Source organism: Leuconostoc sp. DB-1 (assembly GCF_013414845.1).
In the GTDB taxonomy this organism is placed as follows: domain Bacteria; phylum Bacillota; class Bacilli; order Lactobacillales; family Lactobacillaceae; genus Leuconostoc; species Leuconostoc mesenteroides.
The window spans coordinates 444,819-463,006 of record NZ_JABFNJ010000001.1 but is presented as its reverse complement, the minus strand read 5'-3'; the positions used below and the strand labels follow the sequence as shown (position 1 = coordinate 463,006).

The following is an 18,188-nucleotide window of genomic DNA, read 5'->3' as shown; positions in this document are numbered from 1 at the left end:
CTTTCTTAATGAGCCCCGAATCGTCCAAGTTGGGCGAATTCTTTTTGTAGTGAACGGCGTAGTGCTGCTTCTGAATCTTGTTTTTCTTGTGCTTTACGGCGTTGCTTGGCAAAAATTTCTTGAATATCCTTGATAGAGTCTCCAGCATCCAAGAAATCACGAATTTCGAGCAAACGATCAACATCATTTAATGAAAAACGTCTCTGGCCACCTTTGCCGCGACCCGGCGCAATTAATTTCTGTTGTTCATAGTATCTAATCTGACGATCAGTCAATAACGTGAGCTCGCGTACAGTACCAATTGGTAAAATTGATAAATTACGTCTCAATTCGCGTTCGCTCATCACAATACCTCCGCTTAAGATACTTTTATTCTAAACGAAATTAATAACCTTTGCAAATTATGTGTCAGGTTTTCTAACATTAAGTTTAGTTATAGACCAAATGGAATATTTTCGGTTTGATGGCTAATTGTACTCAGTTCCACTTTGACCTTTTTCAACTCCTGGCGACCAATTGTTTTTAAAATCGCCTCCCCAGTTGCTAAATGTGCTACTTGGTCAATTAGGTCCTCTTTGATGATTAATAAGCTTTTCATTTCATTTCGTGTGTTTAATCGCTGCACGATAAAGCTACCAAATTGTCCGAGTAACTCAACAGGAACATCTAATGGGCTTTGTGTACTCAGCATCAAATCCAATCCTAGTTTTCGTCCCTCACGAATTAACGAAAAGATGCCGTAATTGCCATGATCATCTTTAGACAAGTATCGATGTGCTTCATCAATAAAGATTGTTACAGGAAAGCTTAGTCCATTAAGTTTTGCTATGCTCATCATCTGCAGAGTCAGAATTTCAACAAGTACTTGATTTAATTTTTGTTCGTGACTAAACAAAGATAAATCGATGATCAAACTCTGTTTCGTCGCCCGACGTGTTATAAACAATCGCAGTAAATAATCGACATCATAGTGCACAATTTCTTGTTTCGTTGATCTTAACAATAAAGTACGTATTTGTTTATTTTTTAAGGTTTGTTTTAATTGAGCAAGACTTGACCATGCTTTGGCAATGGCTTCCTTATCATAAATTTGTCCTAATAATGAAAAATCAGCACGCTCATCAACATAAGGCGTAATAAATTCTTCTTGCAACTGATTAGCCAGCAAGCTTAAATCAAAGTATTTATCCTTAATTTTAAGCTGTTCCACTAGGTTATCATGTTCAATTTGGCTTCTATTGATCTTTTTATAGATTCCTGGTTTTGCTACAACATTGTTTTGTATTTGCAAACTTTCAATTGCAGCGGGTAAATTGGCTAGCAGCGATTCATCTGTAATATTTAATAGATGAGCAATTTGATCACTCGTTAAGTGAGTAACATCAAAGAAACCATCATCCCCCAACACAATACGCTGTACATTTGGTATTGTACGGAATTCACCTGTTGGATCTAATACAATAACATTCTGCTGGTTCTTTTTGAGCTCTTCTATAATGGTTAGCGCAGTCGAAGACTTTCCGCTACCAGTAACACCAGTAATTAGCAAGTGCTGAGATAATAATTCATCAGCAGAAATGGGCAAATATTCTTGTGCTTTCACATCGAAAAATTGTCGCTTAAATATTAGTGAAGTATCCTTACGTTTTTGTTTATCTATCATTTTTATTCCTATATAAAGAAAAATTTTTGACACTATTTTTATGCTTTCGCTTATTATAGCGCTGTTCACTGTATAAATAAATGGTAATGAATTTTATTTATCAAAAAATGGTTTCATTATCTGAAACCATTTTTATTCAGTCAATTCAATTTATTTTGTTCCACCAGCATCACCATTTGCGCCTTCTTCTATTCCTGGATTCCACCAACTCACACGGGCATTAGTATTGCGTACTTTCAAATTAAATTCACTAACCAATTTTTCGGGTGCATTACGCCACGTATATGTTTTTTTCAATTCAGCATGTGTAATAATTCGATATGCCGTTGATGGGAAAAGGCAACTAATAATCGTTAACTGTGCTTTCTTAGTTGGGTTTAACACTGATACCTCTGTTGATGCAACTGTATTTTGGCTAGTAATTTCGTATCGGTAAATCCCCTTGCTATTAGCCAACAAAACGCTTTTCCCGTTTAACCATGATGAACCCTTCACCTTGCCATCTTGCAAATACGGTGAATCATTATTGGTTGTCTGTTGCAACGCGCTAAATCCAGTCTGACCATCATTAAAATTGTGGGCTGCCAACCCATAGTTTCCCTGTCCCATAACTGGCTTTTGTTTCCCCTCCGGATCTTTTTCAGATTTATTCGCGTAATTTGCACCAAGGTTCAGTCCTTCATCACTATAGGCATCATTATAAATTGGCAATAAAATATTTGTACTTGGAATTGATACAAATCCTTGTTTCTCAAAATTTTTTGTTGCATTTCGCATAACCATTTTTCGAATCAGGGCGCGCGAAGTTGTATCCTCTGATGCTTTTTTATTAGCCGTTTTGCGTTCTTGTTCATGAATTGGTTTCAAAATAACTGTTTTGATGCCCGCCACATTTTTTTGGTATAAGTAAGAACCTCCAAGGACAAGCAACGAGATGAAACTTGTAACAAACAGTGCATCATAAAACAAATGATGATGACTAAACTTCTTATGACGCAGTCTAGAAATTACGAGTTGACTAGCAGCAACTAACAAAAAGATCATCACAAAAACTGCAACATATATCCCTATTTTTTGCATGATCTGCCATACTGTCATGTCGCCACTAGACGCCACTGCTAATACTGAAGGCAATTTTATCATCATAATAATCCGTCCTCACCTGAATTCTTGTGATCCTACTTTGCATCGTACCAAGTGTCACCATGATGTGCATCAACTTTCAATGGTACATCTAATGCAACGGCTGAATCCATAACATTCGTAACAACTTCGGTCAATTCATCAATTTCGTCTACGGGGGTTTCAAAAATCAATTCATCGTGTACTTGAAGCAACATTCTCGCCTGTAAATTATTCTCTCGTAAAGCCTCGTTAACCTTTATCATCGCAATTTTAATAATATCTGCTGCTGAACCTTGGATGGGCGAGTTCATCGCAGTGCGTTCAGCGAATGACCTTAAATTAAAGTTCTTTGCTTGAATATCTGGCAAATAACGTCGCCTATGGGCAATTGTTTCTACATAACCATGTTCGTGTGCAAAAGTCTTAATTGTATTCATCCATTCATGAATTTGAGGGAACTCTTGGAAATAAGTATCAATAAAACGTTTCGCCTCGGCACGTGAAATCCCCAAATTATTAGCCAATCCATAATCCGAAATACCATACACAATACCAAAATTCACAGCTTTAGCCGTACGACGCTTAAGTGGATCAACTACTGCATCATCGGCTAAGCCAAAGACAGCTCGAGCTGTTTCGGCATGGATATCTTCGCCATTTAGAAAGGCTTTTTGCATGTTTTTATCACCCGTAACATGGGCCAAAACACGTAATTCAATTTGAGAATAATCGGCACCAAATATTTGCCAATTCGGATGACTAGGAACAAATGCTGTTCGGATTAAGCGCCCTTCTTCTGAACGCATTGGAATATTCTGCAAATTAGGATCAACTGATGACAATCGACCAGTTTGTGTCAAAGTCTGCAAAAATCGTGTGTGAATCTTGCTGTCCTTAGGATATATAACTGAAAGCAGGCCGTCAATGTAAGTTGATTTTAGTTTCGCTAGCTGACGATACTGCAAAATATGGTCAACTATAGGCGCTTGTGGTGCTAGTTTTTCTAAAACATCCACAGCCGTTGAGTAGCCTGTCTTTGTTTTTTTAATTACAGGCAAACCCATTTTTTCAAACAACAATACCCCTAATTGTTTTGGTGAGTTTAGATTAAACTCTTCACCAGCTTCAATATAGATGGCTGATTGAATATCAGCTATTCGTTCGGATAAATCTTTGCCTTTATTTCGTAAGTATTCAGGATTGACCTTAATACCTTGATATTCCATATCAGCTAAAACAAACGCTAATGGTAGCTCAATGTCCGTATATAGGTGCGTTTGTTCGTGTTGCTTTAATTCTGTGAACGCTGGTTTTTCTAATTTGAAAAGTCCATCCGCTTTATGAGCAATGTGCGACAATAAAAGATTGGTATCGGTTGGCACAGTGAATTTGGCGCCTTTACCATAAATATCTTCATCAGGTGCCAAATAAACATCAAAACGCTGTGCCAAAGTGGACAAAACATTATCATTAGCTACCGTATCAAGCAAATATGCAACCAGTATAAAATCAAAATTCACGCCCTTAAGTGCCAAACCAAGTCGCTTAAATAATACAAGCTGTGCTTTAACATTGAAAACATTTTTTAAAATCTGCTCATTCTCAATCACCGACTTCAACTCTTCAGTTTGTAACAAGGAGATGTCACGACTAGCATAGTAGCCAACTTCTGGATTACCAATAGCGAAACCAATCATTTCACCCTCGTGATAATTATCACCCACAAATTCAATATGAACTGATATCTTATCACCTAGCATCGCAATTGCTCTTAAATTATTTTCTTTTAATTCGACAAAATTTATACCATTGTCAAATTCTTTTGTATTCTCAAGCTGCCCAGATTTACGTAATGCTTTTATTTTCGCTAAATGTTGTTTGAAATCCAAATTTTCATAGAATGGAATAATCTTCTCAAAATCGACACCTCTATATTCCATTTCTTCAAGCAGTAAAGGTAAGTTAGCATCAGTTAAAATTGTAGCTAATTCACGTGCTTGGAAGGCTAATTCACGATCATTGATCAAATTGTCCTTCATTTTTGACTGCTTCAGTTTATCGATATTATCATACAAATTGTCAATGTTATTATATTCGGCAAGAAGTTTTAATGCTGTCTTTTCACCGACCTTTGTAACACCAGGGTAATTATCAGATGTATCGCCCGTCAACGCCTTCTTATCAATGATTTGAGCCGGTGTAATCCCAAATTTTTCTTTAATATAAGCTGGTGTATAGCTTTCAATATCTGTTACACCTTTTTTAGTCACGTTTACAGTAACGTTTTCCGTGGCTAATTGCGTCAAGTCTTGATCGCCAGTTACAATAATGACAGAATATCCTGCTGCTTCACCCATACGTGAATAAGTTCCAATGATATCGTCAGCTTCTAATCCAGCCTGTTCATAATTCCGCAATCCATGCAACATAACCATTTCACGTAAATATGGAAACTGTTCTTTAAATTCCTCTGGTACTTTAGAACGGCCATCCTTATATTCAGGAAATAACTTCCCACGATGCGTTTCTTTTCCAGAACCAGCATCCCAAGCCACTAATGCTAAATCTGGAGCCATTGGATCTACAATTTTATCTAAAAAGTTATTAAAAGCTACTAATGCATTTGTATGCAATCCTTCATGCGAGATCATACGATCTAACTGATTGTACATCGCATAAAAAGCTCTAAAAGCCAGCGAATTACCATCAATAAGTAATAGTTTTTTATTGGTCATCTTAATGTCCCATCTTATATTTATCTATATTAAGTGTAACACACGTTGATATATCACTTAAGTATAGTAATTTCTTATGAACCAGTTTTTGCACGCATTTTATGTTGTTACTAGTCAAAAAGATAAAAAACTTTTAGCCAAATTCACCAGCTAAAAGTTCTACGTGCTTTTTTATTTAGTTAAAAATGCTGCTAATTAGCAAAGATTATTTATTATCAATATTGCTCATCGAATAAAACAAGTCGTTCTCACTGTCAGTTTCAATATTAAATAATAAATTTTCTTCTGTCGAATACTTTAATAATGAATAAGTACGTCCACTATTTTCGAATTCAAGTTCAACACTTGTTTTATCCGTGTATACATGCAGCTTGAAGACATTTGGATTAACGACGCCGCTTTGTTCGACAAATTTTTTATTATATTCAGTATTTGCATCACTATCAGCGATATTTTTGTTTGTCGTGTTACCGTATAATATCCGGTATCTGCATTATAATTTAAGTCAACGGTTGAATCTTTTTGCTTGAATGACAAATGAATGTTTCCACAGACAGTTCCCTTCTTTTATTTGTCATTTGTAAATAGAAGTTTTGACTTGTCCAGCGTTGGGTATCCAATAGTTGATAATAGCCATCGTTATCTTTAGATAATTGACTTGTATTAATCGTATCTTTAACTGTTTTTGTCAAACTATCATAGGGCTTAACCAGTGAAGATGTCATTGTGTACTCACCATTAACTTTGGTTAAATTCAATTGATGCGCTAACGATAATGATCCCAACTTATATGATTGTTCATTATTCGCATCAACTATTTTTTTGCATGAATACTCCCAATTACCTAACCAACCAATTGACAATATATTCGTGTTATCCGATGTTTGAAAATAGTTACTAGCATAATAATCTGAACCATCATCAACACGCTTTGGTTGCTGTTCAGCAACAAATACACCATTATCATCAAGGTGCCCAACCATATAATAAGAACCACTGGTCTGACCGTAATTGTAGCCATTAGCACCGAAAAACATCACCGTTTTAGTTGTCCCCGTAGTTGTATCACACATTGTTTTTAGATTTGGGCATTCAATCAATCCCAGATCCTTACCATTTAAAGCACCGCTGTTCAATGGTGTAGCACCTACATAGTTGAAGTTTTTACCATCGCCACTAGTATAAACACCAATTTTATCGTCTTCAGCAAGATACATCGTCATTTTTTTCGTTTCTTTATTGAAAAAGACGTATGGATCTCTAAAGTGAGCTTTTGCAGATGATGCAGACATAATAGCTCCGTCAGAATAAGGTTGATAGGTCACACCATTATCGATAGAATAAGCCACATATTGTTTTTGTCCCGTTGGTGTATAACTAGTGAAATAAGCGATGATTGCTTTTTTGGCAAATCAGAAAAGAACTTATTCGTGTTTTTAATTACTGATCCAGTCGCAACTGCTTCCCATTTATTCTGAAACTTTGGAATAGCGATACCTAGTTTCTCGTAATGTACGAAATCTTTTGTCTTAACATGATACCATTCCGTGCCATCGTCATCATGCTTATAATTCAAATCAGCTAAATAGTAAATATGGTAGTATCCCCGATGAATCCTGCCAAATACTTTGTACGTCATTCATAAGCCCTTGCTCAATATTATGGTGATAATATTGTTGATACTCATTTGATGTCACAGTCCCCGCCAGCACAGGTGAAGTGCTGATGAAAAACAGTGAAAATACTGCTCCAGCTACCCTTAGTAGTCTTGTAAATGTCATAAAAATACTCTCTCCCTTAAATTTGCGCATAAGATTTATTTTACCTGAAACATTTTATTTGTCAAACGTTAGTCATTTTAACTAAATAAAAAAGAGCCACACAATAGGTAAACATGTGGTCCCACATTCAAGAGTGTGCATTTTTCGGTAGAGTTGAAAAGCACATACAATATTTTAAAACGATAACATTTTGAAAGCAATGGACTATACTAGTCAGTATTTGTGAAAGTGTTCAAAAGTATTATTTCAGCTTATGAATAATATTATCTGGAATTGTTGACTTACTAATGATGTATGGACCTTTTACTACCCGTTTATCACTAATATCGGCTTTAACAAAACTATTCTTTTTCAATGGTCTTACATTTTCACCACTTAATTCATAATTGAGTGTCTTTCTTTCACCTTTTTTGGTAACAAAGTGAAATTTGTATATATAACTATGTGAATGAGCAATAACCTTCCCGTTATCATCTGTAGTTTTTTCTTTTTTAGGAACATGTGCAGATGCTTTGGCATAGCCGACTTCTGTTACATATGTATCATGATAATAACGTGCTGCTTGCACAAAAACAATAGCCAGTAATACCAAGATAATTGATACCAAAATAATGCTTTTTCTCCGATTCAAATTCATAATATTCCTCAACAATAATTTTCATATTTTACCAACTATTTCATTATACGTGATTATTTTTTAAAATTAAAATTTTTGTTTCTAGTTTATAACTAAATTTTTTTCACAAAAAAAAGACCCATATGGGTCTTCTTCATTAGTCGCGTGAGCCACTAACAACGCCGAAGATGCGTAACAGCGCGAAGAAAATATTGACAAAGTCTAGGTATAATCTCAAGGCGCCATTTACTGCAAGTCCTGTTGTATCTGCTTGACCAGCAAATTGTGAATACATTACCTTCAAGTTCTGATTATCATATGCTGTAAATAAGGAAAAGACAACGACACTAGCCCATGAGAGCAATAGCGAAACGATTCCACTATAGAAAAACATATTAGCAATTGATGCTATCAGCAAACCAATTAACAGACCAAACAAAATCGAACCTAGTCCCGTCAAATCACGTTTTGTGAAAACACCATAAGCTGCCATTCCACCGAAAACCGCGGATGCAGAAACGAAAGCCATCATCACAGAAGCTCCTGTATAAACAGCTAACAAGACACCAAGCGTCAAGCCTTCAACCACTGCAAAAGCCATCAACAAGCCAAAAGCACGAGCAGGATTTTTAAAAGTTGCACGACCAATCATCGTTATAATCAACATCTGAATACCCAACAGTGCCAAAAGACCAATAACATTACCTACAAGCAACTTAGCAACTTGTTCCAAAAAAAAGTTTTGTACTATAAAGCCTGTCACTGCGGTAAGTAAAACTGCTATACCCATAAAGCTATATGTCTGTTTAAAGAATGCGCGCATTCCCTCATCTACACCCGTCACATCACGACGGGCGTTCATATTAAAATTATCCATTACTATTTACCTCCAGTATTCTAAACAATTCTGGTTATATCAATTATAACAGAAATCACATTAAATAGATATTAAGTCAAGTCTGTTCTCAATTGGCCAAGTAGCTTTTCATAAGCAAATTCATATTTTTCAATGTCACCAGCGCCCATAAAGACCATTACAGCATTTTCATATGGCATTAACAGACTCATGTCGTTTTCTTCAATGATGCCACCAAACTTACTAATTTCAGATCCTAAGTCCTTGGAAGTAATCGTTCCGGCTTGTTCTCGTGCAGAGCCAAAAATATTGGCTAGATAAACTTGATCTGCCGCTTCTAAACTGCTAGCAAATTCGTCTTTATACGCAATTACGCGTGAAAAAGTATGCGGTTGGAAAATGGCAATAATTTTTTTATTGGGATACTTTTGGCGTGCCGCGTCTAATGTCGCTGTAATTTCTGTTGGATGGTGAGCATAATCATCAATCACTGTAATATCAGCAATTTGCTTTTCACTAAAACGACGTTTAACCCCCTGATAGGTCAGCAAATATTGACGAATTAAATCAAGGTCAACCTCTTCCATATAAGATACAGCAATCACTGCTAACGCATTTAAAATACCATGTTGCCCAAATAAAGGAACAGCAAATTCGCCTAAGTCTTTACCACGAAAAACAACGTCAAAATGCGACCCCTGAGTTGATTTGTGAATGTTAGTCGCTACAAAATCATCTCTTTCTGGATTGACGCCATAGTAGTAAACATCTGCTGAGGGTTTCAAAGAACGCAAGTGCTCATCATCACCCCAAGCAAAAATAGCCTTTTTAACATTATTAGCAAAATCAGCAAATGCAGACGTTACATCTTCAATGCCAGTATAATAATCAGGATGATCAAAATCAATATTTGTTAAAATCGCATAATCCGGGGCATAATCTTTAAAATGACGACGATATTCATCTGCCTCAACAACAAAAAATTGTGAGTTAGGCACGCCTCGTCCTGTACCATCTCCGATAAGATATGAGGTAGGGGCAATATTCTTCAACACGTGAGCTAGTAATCCGGTTGTGGACGTCTTGCCGTGGGCTCCTGCAACTGCTATGGATGTAGTTTGTGATATTTGTTCTTGAACAGCTTCTGGATACGAAACCATGGTTACACCAATTTCTAATGCCCGAGCCACTTCAATTTGATCATTATTAAAAGCGTTTCCCCTCACAAAAATAGCATCTTGATTGGCATCTATATTTCTTGCATCAAATGTTAATATTTTAATACCTGCTGCCTCTAATGGAGCTTGCGTATATGTATACGTATCAATATCTGAACCAAGCACCTCATTTCCTTGGTCATGCAAAATTTGTGCTAACGGTCCCATTCCAGTACCTTTGATGCCAATAAAATAATATTTTTTACTCATTTTTTTACGATCTCCATCACAAACGTGAAATACTGTAACTCACCTTTTCGCAACTCAAACACCAATTTCCGATACTTTGTACTTTCATCATTGAATATTCGATAAACATGAGGTGCGTTTCTAATTTTATCTACCATCTTATCAACACTTTCAGCTGCATTAATCAATTGATCAACACGAGCTGTACTTCCCCTGTCTTAATAATTTGTATCAACTAATCCATCTGTATAGAGCGTTGCACCTTTTTCGAAGTCAAACACATCGCCAATTTCACCAAAATCATTTGGTAAAACCAAGGCACCTGGTTTTTCAGGAGCGCCCGGTAAATGTAACTCTCGTCCAGAAACAATCATCCCTGAAGATGGCACACCGCGTAATGCACCATCCCATATCAAGGCGCCTGAGGGCATCATAGTTCCAGGCTGAGCTACCACAACTTTAATCCCTGTTTTCATATTTGGCGATCCAGAGACAATTTGAAGGCTTTTTTGGTCACTAACTTTTGTTTGTGTGATATGTAAATGATCTGAATCTGGATGATTCGAAAGGTTTTCAACGAAACCAATAACAAGTTTTGAAGGTGAAACCTTCATAATTTCATCAAATCCAGCTGATTTGATGTTGGCGTTAAGAATATTTATTTGCTCTTCGTTTAAAAATATTTGACCATTTTCTCCAATAATCCCTAATTCGGCACCTACATTAGCAATGTTAAACCCAGTGGCCTGACCTGTTTCAGCATTACTTATTCGTGTCACGTTTCCGACAGTAGTCACAATTTGTTTTTCCGCGTTAGGAGCAAGTGTAACAACAAGTATGTCCCCACAAGATTTTTGGTTATATGAAGTAATCATTTTATTATATTCCTTAAATTTAATATATTTTCTATTTTACATTATTCTTAACTTGCTTGCACACTAACCTCTATACCAACTACCACAGAAATCAGCTATATCTAGCACTGCACTGACTTCACAGTACAAAAAAAAAGCCTGTCGGCTTATTTCTTTTGATCCATATAGTTGATTAATAACTGGGCTGAAGCCTTACCAGCTTCAACTACGAAATCATCAAAGACAATATTAGATTCTCCATTAGCTAAATCGGAAACACCACGTAATACAATAAATGGGGTTCCAAACTGTGTAGCAACTTGTGCTACTGCTGCTGCTTCCATCTCAGCAACTAATGCCTCTGGAAAATGGGACAAAATTTTCTTTTTACCATCATCTTGAACAAATTGATCACCAGAAACAATTAAGCCTTCTTTGCCCGCTGTCAAATTCTTAAAATCAGCAACCACTGCTGGATTAGCTTCGTAATATAAGGGCTTGTTTGGCAATTGACCATAAGCATATCCGAATGCTGTCACATCAACATCTGAATACGCAATACGTGTGCCAATAACTTCATCCCCTATTTTTAAATCGGGGTCTAATGCACCAGCAGAACCAGTGTTAACAATCAAATCAGGATTAAAATTATCAATCATCACTGTAGCAGCAGAACCTGCAGCCACTTTACCAATACCAGACTCAGTGAGCATTACTTCATGATTTTTATAAGTTCCTGAAGTAATCGTTGTGCTGCCGTGCTGTCTTGTTTCTGTATTTTCAAGAATTGCAGACAATGCAATCTTTTCCTCCGCCATTGGCGTGATAATTCCTATTTTCATTTTTTTCTCCAAATTTACTAGTTAATTAAAAAAAAGGCAGCGTACGTTGCAATAATTAATAAAATCAAAACAATAATAATTACATTGTAACGATGCGTTAAGCGTTTTGATTTGCCTTTCGCTGTTAACTTACCATCTGACCCTAATTCATAACGTCCTTTACGTGTTAACCGCATCTCTTCTCGAGTTTCTGGCTGGACAATTTCAACTTGAGTTGGATGTTTTCTAGCGTAGTCTTTTTCAACTTTGATACGTTCTTTTTCACGCGCCTTTTGCTCTTTTTTGGCTGCTTTACGTGACATTTTATCCATAAATTAACCCCGCAAGTAATTCCAATACAAAAAGGCTGTGACAGTTTTTTGATCAATTAATTTTCCTGAATCAAACAACGATTTCACTTCACTAAAAGACATGGTTACTAAATCCATTGTCTCCCCTAAATCGCGTGGTAATTGTTGATCTTGTTCAATGGGTGTCAAATTTCTCGCAACATATAAATGCATATAAGCATCAGAAAAACCAACTGTTTCAACAAAACCTAACGCTTTTTCAATAGAACCCGCTGCCATACGTAATTCTTCATTTAGTTCACGCTCAACTGCATGGTGAGGTTCGTCAAAATCACGTTGATCCAATTTTCCAGCGGGAATTTCCAAAATAAAATCGCCAATTGTGGCACGCCATTGTTTCTCTAAAATAATATGTTCATCATCAACAAAAGCTAAAACGCCAATTGCAGGCACGTGCCGAACAATATCTCTTTTAGCTTTTTTTCCATTATAGAGATCAACATCTTGCGTTTCAACGCTAAATATTGGCCCCTCATAAATTATCTTAGACGATGTTACTGTCTCACGATATGCCACCATTAAACGTCTGCTGCCTCAACCGAAAGTGGACGAACCTGGGCTGCTTGATAAGACTTATACCCTTGTACCAGTACGTACGCTACTTTTTCGCCTTGAATCAATGACTTAAAGCCATCCATATCAATACCATTAAAATGAACAAAGACATCATCTCCACCTTCATCGGGCGTAATGTATCCATATCCACGTTCTTTTTGCCAAATTTTTACTGTTCCTGTTTTCATAAATATAGTATAACACACCTTTATATTGTTAGTTTAAAACGGTTCAAGCACAACGTTAAAAGGAACTTATTCTCCACCAAAAATGAAAGTCAAATTTGGTGGAACAACTATATTTCATTGTATAATAAAAGTGAACTCTTGCACATGTATCTATCATTGATATGCAGGTACCAAAATGCTCAATAAACGCTATGAACAACTTAAAGCCGCTGAAGGTGGCGCTATTATCAGCCTTACTGCCTATAGTCTGATCACTATTATGAAATTGCTAGTTGGAAATATTGGTCATTCGGAAGCCTTAATCGCTGATGGATTCAATAATTCAACTGACATTTTAGCGTCACTAACGGTGCTGATTGGGCTTCATTTTTCGCGCCGACCACCTGATAAAAACCACCAATACGGTCACTGGAAATCAGAAAACATCGCCAGCATGATTACTTCAATAATTATGTTAATCGTTGCGTTACAAGTTCTATTTAGTGCTTTTAGAAATATCCTGAGTGGTCAAATAGTCACACCTAGCCCCCTCAGCGCAATTGTTGGCATTATTTCAGCCATCCTACTTAGCTTTTTGTACTTTCACAACCAGAAGTTGGCCAAAAACGTACATAGCACAGCTTTGCTTGCAGCTGCTAAGGACAACCTCAGTGATATTTTTACTAGTATAGCCACCACGTTGGCAATCCTCGCATCCTCATTTCATTTTTCATGGCTTGATGCTACTGTAGCAATCATTATTTCTCTATTAATCCTTAACATGGCAGTTGATATTTTTAAAAACAGTGTGTTTATGCTTTCAGATGGTTTTGATCAGCATACACTGGATCAGTATCGTTTGACAGTTAACAGAATTCCTGGTGTCATCGCTGTAAAAGAGATAAGAGGTCGATCTTATAGTGAAAACATTGCCCTGGATATTGTCGTAACAATGAACCCACAACTGACTGTGGCAGAAAGTCATGCCATCACAAAACTTATTGAAAAAAAATTATTTGAAGCGTACCAAATTTTTGACGTTGAAATCCATGTCGAGCCAGAAAATAAGTAATAAAAAAATGGCCAAAAGGCCATTTTTTAGTCTAAAACAAACCAGTAATTGTACCATTCTCATCAATATCAATATCCAATGCCGCTGGATGTTTTGGTAATCCAGGCATTGTCATGATGTTTCCCGTTAATGCAACTAAAAATCCAGCGCCAAGTTTTGGTACGAATTCACGGATATAAATTTTGAAATCTTTAGGTGCCCCAAGTTTTTTAGCATCATCTGTAAATGAATACTGCGTTTTTGCCATAATAATTGGTAACTTGTCCCAACCATATTTTTCAAAATCTTGTAATTGTTTTTGCGCCTTAGTTGATAATTCAACACCCGTCCCACCGTATATTGTTTGCACGATAGTATTTAGTTTATCAATAGCTGAATCGTCAGCTTGATATAGTGGTGTAAAATCTGCTTCTTGAGCTGATTTTTTAATGACAGCTGCAGCCAACTCTTGTGCCCCTGCACCGCCTTTTGCCCAAACTTCTGTTGTATAAGCTGTTGCGCCAAATTGTTGGACGTAGTCTTTAATAACCTGTAACTCTGCTTCCGTATCCGAGGTGAAGCGATTAATGGCTACCAACACTGGTACGCCATAACGATTCATCGCTGTCAGGTGTTGACCTAAATTTTCTAAGCCGTTCCTGAGCGCAGTGACATCTTCATTATTCAAATTTGATAATGCAACGCCACCATGGTGTTTCAAAGCACGTACGGTAGCGACAATAACAATTGTATCTGGCGTTTTACCAAGCAACGGCACCTTAACATCTAGAAACTTCTCGCCACCCAAGTCTGCACCAAATCCCGCCTCCGTTACAACATAGTCTGCTAATTTCAGAGCTGTTTTGGTTGCCAAAATAGAGTTAGTTCCTTGAGCGATGTTAGCAAATGGACCACCGTGAATAATTGCCGGTGTGTGTGCCAGTGTTTGGACAAGATTGGGTTTGATAGCGTCCTTCAACAAAACAGTTAAGGCGCCAGCAACACCTAAATCAGCAACAGTCACTGGTTCTTTGCTGTAGGTATAACCAACAACAATACGCTTGATACGCTCTTTCATATCCATTAAATCAGTTGAGAGTGTTAAAATAGCCATCAATTCAGAAGCTACAGTAATGTCAAATCCATCTTCACGCGGAACACCTGAAGTTGGTCCACCTAAGCCGACAGTGACATGACGCAATTCACGATCATTAATATCTACTACGCGTTTCCACAAAATACGACGTGGATCAATATTTAATGGATTTCCTTGGTGAATACTATTATCTAGTAATGCAGCAAGTGTATCATGAGCTGATGTTAGTGCATGGAAGTCTCCAGTAAAATGTAAATTAATATCAGCCATTGGAACGACTTGCGCAAAGCCACCACCAGTTGCGCCACCTTTAAGTCCCATCACAGGCCCCAAGGAGGGTTCACGTAGCGCAATCATCGTTTTTTTATCGGCCAAATTTAGCGCATCAGCCAAACCAACCGTTACTGTTGATTTTCCTTCGCCGGCGGGAGTTGGATTAATTGACGTAACCAAAATCAACTTACCCAATTCTTGCTTACGCACGATAGATGGATCCAAATTAATTTTTGCTTTATCGTATCCATAGGGTTCAATTTCATTAGCCTGCAGCCCTGCAGCAGTAGCAATTTCGGTAATTGGTTTTATTTCAACGGATTGGGCAATTTCAATATCTGTTTGCATGTTTGTTTCCCTTTATAATTTTTGAACAGCTTGATAAGCAATATCGTGACGATATTGTAAATCCATCGGTGTCTTATCTAATACATTATAAACTTTTTCTTGTGCCAATTTCACATTTTTGTCATGAGCAATAACAGTGGCTACACGCCCGCCATTTGCATGCAACACCGTGTTCGCCAATTTGACGCCAGCATAATTAGTCACTAATGGGATTTGAGGAACGATTGCTCCTTTTTGAGGACGTTCAGGATAACCCTTCGCTGCTAGAACAACCCCAACATACACTTCTTCCTTTTGCCAATGTGACGCTGGTTTTTCACCTGACAATAGCTGCAAAATTAATTGATAAAAATCACCCTCAAATTGAGGTAATACTACTTGTGCCTCAGGGTCACCAAAACGTACATTGAATTCAATGACTTTAGGACCTTCTTCAGTTAACATGACGCCTGTATATAAGACACCAGTAAATGACGCGTGCTCTTCAACCATTGCTTTCACTGTTGGATTAACTAAAGTTTCAATAGTTTCCTGACGAATTTGATCTGAAATCCATTTCACTGGGCTATAAGCCCCCATTCCACCGGTGTTAGGTCCTTCATCACCATCAAAACGACGTTTATGGTCTTGTGCTAAAGGCGCATGAGTCATTGCACCGTTTTGACCCACTAATGTAAATACAGAAAACTCGACTCCTTTCAGATATTCCTCAATAACCAATTTGACATCAACATTTTGCGTGTATAACTTTTCCAAATAAACTTGAGCATCAGCGGCATTTTCAATAATAGTGACCCCTTTGCCCAAAGCCAATCCATCTAGCTTAAAAACAATTGGAAAACCAAATTTTGCAATAGCTTGATTCGCTTCATTAAAAGAAGTTACGGTCATTGATTGCGCAGTTGGAATATTGTACTTTTGAAGAATGTTCTTCGTAAATGATTTAGAACCTTCAAGTTGAGCTGCTTTTTTTGTTGGACCAAATATTTTTAAGGAGGCTTCTGTGAATACGTCAACGATACCTAGTGTCAACGGCTCTTCATTGCCAACAAACGTTAGATCAACGTGTTCTTGGTTTGCGAAATCCCTTAGTTCAATTAAATTAGTCACTGGAATCTCAACTCGTCGTAAATGGTCATCTGTCATCCCATCATTTCCGGGTGTAACAATGACTTCATCTACTTGTGGACTTTTTAAAAATGTCTGTGCTAGCGCATGCTCACGTGCACCAGAACCGATAATCAAAACTTTTGTCATGACTGGCCTCTTTGTTTGTTAATAACTATAGTTTAACAATTATATTGACAATTTTGTATGTTTTTAAATTATATTTTTATAATAAATAAATATATAGTTCGTTTTTTAATAGGTATTTTCACGATTTGACAAAATTTGTCGAACGTTTGGATTGTAAACGGTTTCTTTTTGGACAACAAAAAAGAACCAGTAAAAAACTGATTCCTGATATATTCAGTATTTATTTGTCTAAAATAGCTTGGATCTCTTTAAGTTCAGCCGCAGAGAAATCTAAATTATCGGAAAACTTTAAGTTGTCAACTAAATGTTCAACCTTACTTGCACCAATGACGACTGTTGCAACGCGTTCATCCTTTAATAACCAAGCTAGCGCCATTTGTGACAATTTTTGTCCACGGCCTTGCGCAATTGCATTTAAAGCATTTAGCTTGGCAATTAAGGCATCCTTACCGTTCTTAAATAAGAATTGGTTTGTTGGATGGATTGGATAATCAGCAGGAATTTCTTTCAGATAACGATCAGTCAATAAGCCTTCAGCAAGTGGTCCATAGGCTACAAGACCCGCATGCTTTTGATCCAAGACATCCAAAAGACCATCCTTTTCAGCTGTGCGGTTCAACATGTTATAAGATACTTGGTTACCAATAAATGGTGTACCAAGTTCATCGAATATTTTAGTGATTGCTTTTGTTTGCTCGGCAGTGTAGTTCGAAACACCAACATAAAGCGCCTTACCCTGTTTTACAATCAAGTCTAACGCACGAGCAGTTTCCTCTAAACGTGTGTTTGGATCCCAACGGTGTGCATAAAAGATATCAACATAATCTAGTCCCATACGTTGTAAGCTCAAATCCAGCGCGGCAACTAATGTTTTCTTGCCAGAAAATTCGCCTAATGGTCCAGGCCACATATGATAACCGGCTTTCGTCGTAATCACCAATTCATCACGATAAGGTTTTAAATCATTACGATAAACATTTCCAAATGTCACTTCGGCTGTGCCATTGCTTGGCCCATAATTTGATGCGTTATCAAAACTAAAGATACCACTATCAAACGCTTTTAAAATCACATTTCTAGAATTTTCAAGTGGCATTTGATCACCTAAATTACGCCACAATCCAAACGAAACTGCCGGTAAAATAAGACCAGAATCACTAACTCGGCGATAAGGTAACTTTTCGTAACGTTGTTCATCCGCTGCATATACCAT

General features: G+C 37.1%; 18 protein-coding genes. 1 reads left to right on the top strand and 17 read right to left on the bottom strand.

What is annotated here, in order from left to right; genetic code table 11:
• Positions 1–5 precede the first annotated feature (5 nt).
• From HFP47_RS02205 to HFP47_RS02145, 14 genes are all read right to left on the bottom strand, one after another.
• On the bottom strand, positions 6–344 hold the full coding sequence (locus HFP47_RS02205) for a MerR family transcriptional regulator (RefSeq protein WP_010289022.1): 339 nt from the start codon (positions 342–344) through the stop codon (positions 6–8).
• Positions 345–433: 89 nt separating this feature from the next.
• Entirely contained in the window at positions 434–1,663 is a 1,230-nt protein-coding gene (locus tag HFP47_RS02200; RefSeq protein ID WP_042252905.1) for an ATP-binding protein, read from the bottom strand.
• Between the two features lie 150 nt (positions 1,664–1,813).
• Positions 1,814–2,809, bottom strand: a complete 996-nt coding sequence (locus tag HFP47_RS02195) for a class A sortase (protein WP_011679507.1) — start codon at positions 2,807–2,809, stop codon at positions 1,814–1,816.
• 32 nt (positions 2,810–2,841) lie between these two features.
• Positions 2,842–5,523, bottom strand: coding sequence for a DNA polymerase I (polA, locus tag HFP47_RS02190; protein ID WP_179875963.1), 2,682 nt, complete (start codon positions 5,521–5,523; stop codon positions 2,842–2,844).
• 500 nt (positions 5,524–6,023) lie between these two features.
• A complete protein-coding gene (locus HFP47_RS10505) occupies positions 6,024–6,872 on the bottom strand; it encodes a hypothetical protein (RefSeq protein ID WP_373562319.1) in 849 nt (282 codons plus the stop codon).
• Complete coding sequence (locus tag HFP47_RS10500) at positions 6,845–7,162, bottom strand: hypothetical protein (RefSeq protein ID WP_257229684.1); 318 nt, start codon at positions 7,160–7,162, stop codon at positions 6,845–6,847. Before HFP47_RS10500 ends, HFP47_RS10505 begins: the two co-directional genes overlap by 28 nt.
• 383 nt (positions 7,163–7,545) lie before the next feature.
• Positions 7,546–7,941: a DUF1093 domain-containing protein gene (locus HFP47_RS02180; RefSeq protein ID WP_179875962.1), complete on the bottom strand. Its 396-nt coding sequence runs from the start codon at positions 7,939–7,941 to the stop codon at positions 7,546–7,548.
• A gap of 136 nt (positions 7,942–8,077) precedes the next feature.
• Positions 8,078–8,797 carry a Bax inhibitor-1/YccA family protein gene (locus HFP47_RS02175; RefSeq protein ID WP_014324494.1) on the bottom strand — a complete coding sequence of 240 codons (720 nt, stop codon included), beginning with the start codon at positions 8,795–8,797 and terminating at the stop codon, positions 8,078–8,080.
• Between the two features lie 71 nt (positions 8,798–8,868).
• Positions 8,869–10,203, bottom strand: coding sequence for a UDP-N-acetylmuramate--L-alanine ligase (gene murC / locus HFP47_RS02170; protein ID WP_004164289.1), 1,335 nt, complete (start codon positions 10,201–10,203; stop codon positions 8,869–8,871).
• A gap of 197 nt (positions 10,204–10,400) precedes the next feature.
• Entirely contained in the window at positions 10,401–11,057 is a 657-nt protein-coding gene (gene ytpR, locus HFP47_RS02165) for a YtpR family tRNA-binding protein (protein WP_004164291.1), read from the bottom strand.
• 146 nt (positions 11,058–11,203) lie between these two features.
• Positions 11,204–11,878, bottom strand: coding sequence for a 5'-methylthioadenosine/adenosylhomocysteine nucleosidase (locus HFP47_RS02160; RefSeq protein WP_179875961.1), 675 nt, complete (start codon positions 11,876–11,878; stop codon positions 11,204–11,206).
• A gap of 17 nt (positions 11,879–11,895) precedes the next feature.
• The gene (locus HFP47_RS02155; RefSeq protein WP_004164293.1) at positions 11,896–12,189 is read right to left on the bottom strand and encodes a hypothetical protein; all 294 of its coding nucleotides are present in this window, start codon (positions 12,187–12,189) and stop codon (positions 11,896–11,898) included.
• A gap of 3 nt (positions 12,190–12,192) precedes the next feature.
• Positions 12,193–12,747, bottom strand: coding sequence for an NUDIX hydrolase (locus HFP47_RS02150; protein ID WP_014324489.1), 555 nt, complete (start codon positions 12,745–12,747; stop codon positions 12,193–12,195).
• Entirely contained in the window at positions 12,747–12,971 is a 225-nt protein-coding gene (locus HFP47_RS02145) for a cold-shock protein (RefSeq protein ID WP_004164295.1), read from the bottom strand. Before HFP47_RS02145 ends, HFP47_RS02150 begins: the two co-directional genes overlap by 1 nt.
• A gap of 175 nt (positions 12,972–13,146) precedes the next feature.
• Between HFP47_RS02145 and HFP47_RS02140 the strand changes: the two genes are divergently transcribed.
• Positions 13,147–14,022, top strand: coding sequence for a cation diffusion facilitator family transporter (locus HFP47_RS02140; protein WP_011679498.1), 876 nt, complete (start codon positions 13,147–13,149; stop codon positions 14,020–14,022).
• Between the two features lie 31 nt (positions 14,023–14,053).
• Here HFP47_RS02140 and HFP47_RS02135 read toward each other — a convergent pair whose 3' ends face one another.
• The 3 genes from HFP47_RS02135 to HFP47_RS02125 all read right to left on the bottom strand — a co-directional run bounded on the left by HFP47_RS02135 (position 14,054) and on the right by HFP47_RS02125 (position 18,188).
• Positions 14,054–15,718: a formate--tetrahydrofolate ligase gene (locus HFP47_RS02135; RefSeq protein ID WP_042252895.1), complete on the bottom strand. Its 1,665-nt coding sequence runs from the start codon at positions 15,716–15,718 to the stop codon at positions 14,054–14,056.
• 12 nt (positions 15,719–15,730) lie between these two features.
• Positions 15,731–16,975 (bottom strand): phosphoribosylamine--glycine ligase, encoded by a 1,245-nt coding sequence (gene purD, locus HFP47_RS02130; RefSeq protein WP_179875960.1) that lies wholly within the window; start codon positions 16,973–16,975, stop codon positions 15,731–15,733.
• Positions 16,976–17,195: 220 nt separating this feature from the next.
• Complete coding sequence (locus HFP47_RS02125) at positions 17,196–18,188, bottom strand: aldo/keto reductase (protein ID WP_115231016.1); 993 nt, start codon at positions 18,186–18,188, stop codon at positions 17,196–17,198.

Excerpts from the sequence above, each read along its gene's own strand:
- HFP47_RS02155 (WP_004164293.1), bottom strand. The coding sequence starts at position 12,189 with ATGGATAAAATGTCACGTAAAGCAGCCAAAAAAGAGCAAAAGGCGCGT.
- HFP47_RS02205 (WP_010289022.1), bottom strand. The coding sequence starts at position 344 with ATGAGCGAACGCGAATTGAGACGTAATTTATCAATTTTACCAATTGGT.
- purD (WP_179875960.1), bottom strand. The coding sequence starts at position 16,975 with ATGACAAAAGTTTTGATTATCGGTTCTGGTGCACGTGAGCATGCGCTA.
- polA (WP_179875963.1), bottom strand. The coding sequence starts at position 5,523 with ATGACCAATAAAAAACTATTACTTATTGATGGTAATTCGCTGGCTTTT.
- ytpR (WP_004164291.1), bottom strand. The coding sequence starts at position 11,057 with ATGATTACTTCATATAACCAAAAATCTTGTGGGGACATACTTGTTGTT.
- HFP47_RS02125 (WP_115231016.1), bottom strand. The coding sequence starts at position 18,188 with ATGGTATATGCAGCGGATGAACAACGTTACGAAAAGTTACCTTATCGC.
- HFP47_RS02195 (WP_011679507.1), bottom strand. The coding sequence starts at position 2,809 with ATGATGATAAAATTGCCTTCAGTATTAGCAGTGGCGTCTAGTGGCGAC.
- HFP47_RS02180 (WP_179875962.1), bottom strand. The coding sequence starts at position 7,941 with ATGAATTTGAATCGGAGAAAAAGCATTATTTTGGTATCAATTATCTTG.
- HFP47_RS02140 (WP_011679498.1), top strand. The coding sequence starts at position 13,147 with ATGCTCAATAAACGCTATGAACAACTTAAAGCCGCTGAAGGTGGCGCT.
- HFP47_RS02175 (WP_014324494.1), bottom strand. The coding sequence starts at position 8,797 with ATGGATAATTTTAATATGAACGCCCGTCGTGATGTGACGGGTGTAGAT.
- HFP47_RS02135 (WP_042252895.1), bottom strand. The coding sequence starts at position 15,718 with ATGCAAACAGATATTGAAATTGCCCAATCCGTTGAAATAAAACCAATT.
- HFP47_RS02150 (WP_014324489.1), bottom strand. The coding sequence starts at position 12,747 with ATGGTGGCATATCGTGAGACAGTAACATCGTCTAAGATAATTTATGAG.
- murC (WP_004164289.1), bottom strand. The coding sequence starts at position 10,203 with ATGAGTAAAAAATATTATTTTATTGGCATCAAAGGTACTGGAATGGGA.
- HFP47_RS02145 (WP_004164295.1), bottom strand. The coding sequence starts at position 12,971 with ATGAAAACAGGAACAGTAAAAATTTGGCAAAAAGAACGTGGATATGGA.
- HFP47_RS10500 (WP_257229684.1), bottom strand. The coding sequence starts at position 7,162 with ATGACGTACAAAGTATTTGGCAGGATTCATCGGGGATACTACCATATT.
- HFP47_RS02200 (WP_042252905.1), bottom strand. The coding sequence starts at position 1,663 with ATGATAGATAAACAAAAACGTAAGGATACTTCACTAATATTTAAGCGA.
- HFP47_RS02160 (WP_179875961.1), bottom strand. The coding sequence starts at position 11,878 with ATGAAAATAGGAATTATCACGCCAATGGCGGAGGAAAAGATTGCATTG.